Below are 4,018 nucleotides of genomic sequence, written 5' to 3'. Positions count from 1 at the left end.
GGTGGCCGCGTGGGCCAGGGCCCGCAGGTCGTGCCGTCGGCCTGGCCGGGGCGCGAGGGCCGGGGCCAGAGGCCGGGGCCAGAGGCCAGAGGCCGAGGGCCGGGGCTACCCGGCCGTCCGGCTGTGCGGCTGGGTGGCCGCGTGGGCCAGGGCCCGCAGGTCGTGCCGTCGGCCTGGCCGGGGCGCGAGGGCCGGGGCCAGAGGCCGGGGCCAGAGGCCAGAGGCCGGGGCCAGAGGCCAGAGGCCAGAGGCCGGGGCCAGAGGCCAGAGGCCGAGGGCCGGGGCTACCCGGCCGTCCGGCTGTGCGGCTGGGTGGCCGCGTGGGCCAGGGCCCGTAGGTCGTGTCGTCGACTTGGTCGGTGCGCGAGGGGCGGGGCCGGGCGGGGTCCGGGGAACGGTGGAAGGGCGGGTAGGGGATCCCTGGCCTCCGCGGCGGGGGCTCGGCGGCCTGCCGCGGTCCGCGCCGGGGGCGTCAGGTGGTCGGCCGTCAGGGCATAGCCGCCCGCTCCCTAGGGCACTGGGCGCGGCGGGCCCCAGTCGGCAGACGGCAGACGGCAGACGGCAGACGGCGATCGGCGTGACCGGCCCCGCGCCGCGGGCGGCCCGTTAGGTGGTCGTGCCCAGCCAGGTGCCCACCGCGTAGGTCACCGCCATGGCCAGGGCGCCGCCGGCGACGTTGCGCAGGATCGCGCGGGCCGTGGGCGCCCCGCCCAGCCGGGCGCTGAGCACCCCGCACAGGGTCAGGGAGAGCAGGACCGCGACCACGGTGACCGGGACCCGCCCCGAGGCCCCCGGCAGGACGATCGCCAGCAGCGGCAGCAGCGCCCCGACCGTGAACGCCACCAGGCTCGCCGCCGCCGCGTGCCAGGGGTTGGCCAGCTCGTCGGGGTTGATCCCCAGTTCCACCCGCGCGTGCGCCCGCAGCGCGTCCCGCTCCGTCAGCTGCTCCGCAGCCTCCCGCGCCACCTGCTCGCTCAGCCCCCTGCCCACGAGCAGCCCCGTCAGTTCCGCCAGCTCCTCCTCCGGAGACTCCGCCAGCTCGCGCCGTTCCAGGTCCAGCGCCGCCTTCTCCGAGTCCCGCTGGGAGCTGACCGACACGTACTCCCCCGCCGCCATCGACAGCGCGCCCGCCAGCAGCCCGGCGACGCCCGCCGCCAGAATCGCCGTTCGCGAGGTGGTGGCCCCGGCGACGCCGACGACGAGGCCCGCCGTGGAGATGATCCCGTCGTTCGCGCCGAGCACCCCCGCGCGCAGCCAGTTCAGCCGGGTACTGATCGCCGCGCTCTGCGCCGCCGTCGCCGCCGCACCATCTGCTTCCGTCACGCCCCCACTGTCGCGGGCGCCGCCGGAAGGAGCCACCCGGCGTGCGCGCCTCCGGCGGCGGGATCAGGGTGGAGGGGTGAGACGCCGACGCGAGGAGCCGGGCTGGCTGCGCGGGGCGCCGCCGCCGCGCTGGGCCCGCCTCGCGCCCGCGGTGGCCCTCGTCACGCTGGTGTTCGTGCAGCGCATCACCCCGGGCGACGTCGAGCTGGGCTACTTCCTGGCCGGGCTCCCGCCCGTCGCCGCCTTCGCCTACGGGGCCGCCGGGACGGCGGTCTTCGCCGCGGTGGTGCTGCTCCTCATCGGCATGCCCACGCTCGGGATCGCCCACGCCCGGGGCTCCGACCTCGCGACCGTCGCGGCGATCGGCGTGCTCAGCGTGGTGGTCGCCTGGGTACGAAAACGCCGCGACGCCCAGCTGGTGAGCGTGCGCACCGTCGCGGAGGCCGCGCAGCTCGCGGTACTGCCGCCCGTCCCCGAACGGGTCGGCGCGGTCGGCTGCGCGGGCCTTTACCGGGCCGCCCAGCACGGCACCCTGGTCGGCGGCGACCTGTACGACGTACGGGTCGGCCCCTACGGCGTGCGCGCGCTGATCGGCGACGTCCAGGGCCACGGCCTGGCCGCAGTCGGCACGGTGGCCTCGCTGCTCGGCGCCTTCCGGGAGGGGGTCCTGGACGACGCCGAGCTGACGACGGTGGCGGCCCGGCTGGACCGGCGGCTGCTGGCGGACTCGGCGGCCGAGTCGGTGGCGCACGCGGAGCTCTTCGCGACGGCGGTGCTGCTGGAGTTCCCGCCCGGGCTGGACCTCGTACGGATCGTGTCGTGCGGGCATCCTCCTCCCCTGCTGCTCCGGGGTTTCGCGGTCTCGGAAGTCGACGTGGATCCGGGGCCTCCGCTGGGCCTGGGCCTGGCCGGTCCCACCCCGGCGGAGCCGGCCGAGCTCCGGGTCCTCCCCGGGGACCGGCTCGTGATGTACACGGACGGGGTGACCGAGGCCCGGGACGCGGCGGGGAACTTCTATCCGCTGGCCGCCCGCGTGCCCGTCCTGGCGACGGACCCGTCGGGGCTGCCCCCGGCGGTGTGGCGGGACCTGCGGTCCTTCACCGGGGGCGGGCCCCGCGACGACGTGGCCCTGCTGGTGCTGTCCCTGTCCGCGGAGGGGGACAGGGTGCGGGACGAGGCGCCGGGCAAGGCCCGATGACCGGTGATCAGTGACTGGTGACCACGCCGTACTGATCACATGACCAAACGGCGACAATCGCCCATTCAGGTCCATTTCCGTGTTTCGCTCGGCCCTCCCAGCCCTTCCAGCAAGGAAACCGAGGCCCGTTCGATGCGCGCACCGTACAAACACAACCAGCGGATCAGGGCGGTCATCGCGGCGGCCGGAGCCGTCGCCCTGATCAACGGCTCCATCGTGCTCGGCCTCACCGGGCACGGGGCCGCGGCGGAGCCGGACCCAGTGCAGAAGCAGCAGATCGAGGCCCCCGCCCCGCCCCGGGTGGGCCCGGCCCTGGTGCGCGCGGCCGAGGGCGGAGCCGACCACCGCTCCCGGGCCGCCCAGACCCTCGAAGAGCTCGTGCCGCGGCCCGAGGAGCAGGGCCGGGGCTTGGGCTCCCCGAGGGTCCCCGAGGCGGGCTGAGGCCTACCCGGCGTCGCGGATGAAGGAGCGGACCATCTTGCAGGTGACGTTGGACGGCCGGCGGATGCCCGTCCGGACGGCCATCGTGCGGATCTTGCGGTTGGTGGCGCGCTGAGCGTCATAGGTACCCGAGTCGAGCAGCGATATCGCCAGGCGCATCGCCTTCAGCCGCCGGTTGTGGCTCTCGTACCACTCCCGGGGCAGCCCCGCCGGCAGCGGCTTCTTCTTGACGGGCTCGATGGTGTGCAGGGTCATGGCAGTGGCCATCTACAGCCTCCCAAAGGCAAGTTGGCATCCTGTCCTTCTCCTTGAATTTTACCGGCGACCACTGACAAAGGACCTGGCCGGACAAGGTCTCGCTAAGCTTTCGGGCATGGAGATCTGGATCAACCCCGCCTGCTCGAAGTGCCGTAGCGCACTGACCCTGCTGGACGCGGAGGGCGCCGAGTACACCGTCCGCCGCTACCTGGAGGACGTGCCGTCCGAGGCCGAGATCCGCGAGGTCCTGGGCCGGCTGGGGCTGGAGCCCTGGGAGATCACCCGCACCTCGGACCCGCTCGCCAAGGAGACCGGCGTACGGGACCTGCCGCGCGAGGAGACCGAGGCGGCCCGCGGGGCCTGGATCAGCCACCTGGCGGCGCACCCGAAGCTGATCCAGCGCCCGATCATCACGGCCGAGGACGGCACGGCGGTGGTGGCCCGCTCGGAGGAGGCCGTCCGCGAAGCCCTCTCCCGCACGGCCTAACCCGCGAAGCCCGCGTCCACGAACGCCACGACCCGCCCGATCTGCTGCTTCTTGGACGTGCCGGGCTTCGGGTTGTGGGCGTAGACGAGCCGGCGGCCGGCCTGCTCCGTGGCGAACACCCCGGTCGACCAGCCGGGGCCGGAGCCCGTCTTGCCCCAGACCACGGTGCCGCCCGCCTCGTGCCGCATCAGGCCGCCCGCACTGAAGCAGGCCGTCGGCGACAGGCAGGTGTTCTCCGGGGCGTTGGGCACGTCCGGCACCTCGTACAGGTGGCGCTGCTGGGCGGGCGGCTGCAGCCGGCCGCCCAGCAG

Annotated in this window: 5 protein-coding genes and 1 pseudogene; 3 read left to right on the top strand and 3 right to left on the bottom strand. The window is 75.1% G+C overall.

Going from position 1 to position 4,018, the window contains the following annotated elements; all coding sequences use genetic code 11:
• Positions 1-606 precede the first annotated feature (606 nt).
• The gene (locus tag ACFWNV_RS39410) at positions 607-1,323 is read right to left on the bottom strand and encodes a VIT family protein (protein ID WP_383957094.1); all 717 of its coding nucleotides are present in this window, start codon (positions 1,321-1,323) and stop codon (positions 607-609) included.
• Positions 1,324-1,399: 76 nt separating this feature from the next.
• On the opposite strand from ACFWNV_RS39410, the gene ACFWNV_RS39405 reads away from it, so the two are divergent.
• The gene (locus tag ACFWNV_RS39405; protein WP_383957091.1) at positions 1,400-2,521 is read left to right on the top strand and encodes a PP2C family protein-serine/threonine phosphatase; all 1,122 of its coding nucleotides are present in this window, start codon (positions 1,400-1,402) and stop codon (positions 2,519-2,521) included.
• Positions 2,522-2,653: 132 nt separating this feature from the next.
• Complete coding sequence (locus ACFWNV_RS39400; protein ID WP_383957088.1) at positions 2,654-2,962, top strand: hypothetical protein; 309 nt, start codon at positions 2,654-2,656, stop codon at positions 2,960-2,962.
• Between the two features lie 3 nt (positions 2,963-2,965).
• On the opposite strand, the gene ACFWNV_RS39395 is transcribed toward ACFWNV_RS39400, so the two are convergent.
• Complete coding sequence (locus ACFWNV_RS39395) at positions 2,966-3,229, bottom strand: hypothetical protein (RefSeq protein WP_250743574.1); 264 nt, start codon at positions 3,227-3,229, stop codon at positions 2,966-2,968.
• A 106-nt stretch (positions 3,230-3,335) separates the two neighbouring features.
• On the opposite strand from ACFWNV_RS39395, the gene ACFWNV_RS39390 reads away from it, so the two are divergent.
• Positions 3,336-3,707 (top strand): ArsC/Spx/MgsR family protein, encoded by a 372-nt coding sequence (locus ACFWNV_RS39390; RefSeq protein ID WP_383957085.1) that lies wholly within the window; start codon positions 3,336-3,338, stop codon positions 3,705-3,707.
• Here the strand turns inward: ACFWNV_RS39390 and ACFWNV_RS39385 are convergent.
• A pseudogene (locus ACFWNV_RS39385) lies at positions 3,704-4,018 on the bottom strand (serine hydrolase); the annotation flags it as partial. The gene ACFWNV_RS39390 and the pseudogene ACFWNV_RS39385 overlap by 4 nt on opposite strands.

It is taken from the genome of Streptomyces sp. NPDC058401, from assembly GCF_042722885.1.
In the GTDB taxonomy this organism is placed as follows: domain Bacteria; phylum Actinomycetota; class Actinomycetes; order Streptomycetales; family Streptomycetaceae; genus Streptomyces.
This window is presented reverse-complemented; position numbering and strand designations above follow the sequence as displayed.